Below are 336 nucleotides of genomic sequence, written 5' to 3' on the forward strand. Positions count from 1 at the left end.
ATTTCGTAAAACCTTTGATTTACCTTAATTCTTAGCTAGTCAAGGCGCAGCACCACGAAGCATACTTAAGTATGTGAGTGGTGTTGTAACGCAGGATAGCAAAGAATTTGGTAGGCCTGAGTGGACTTGAACCACCGACCTCACCCTTATCAGGGGTGCGCTCTAACCACCTGAGCTACAAGCCTATAAGGTTTTACTGCTCGTTTTCTATCAGACAATCTGTGTGAGCACTACGCGGGTTTGTATCTATTAGGTAAGGAGGTGATCCAACCGCAGGTTCCCCTACGGTTACCTTGTTACGACTTCACCCCAGTCATGAATCACAAAGTGGTAAGC

The 336-nt window shown here is 46.1% G+C and carries 1 tRNA gene and 1 rRNA gene; both read right to left on the bottom strand.

Annotated features, from left to right (window positions below):
* Window positions 1–108: 108 nt before the first annotated feature.
* Window positions 109–185, bottom strand: a tRNA-Ile gene (locus BSPA111_RS22460).
* A 69-nt stretch (window positions 186–254) separates the two neighbouring features.
* Window positions 255–336 (bottom strand): 16S ribosomal RNA (locus tag BSPA111_RS22465); the annotation flags it as partial.

This window comes from Buttiauxella sp. A111, from assembly GCF_014189855.1.
GTDB lineage: Bacteria > Pseudomonadota > Gammaproteobacteria > Enterobacterales > Enterobacteriaceae > Buttiauxella > Buttiauxella selenatireducens.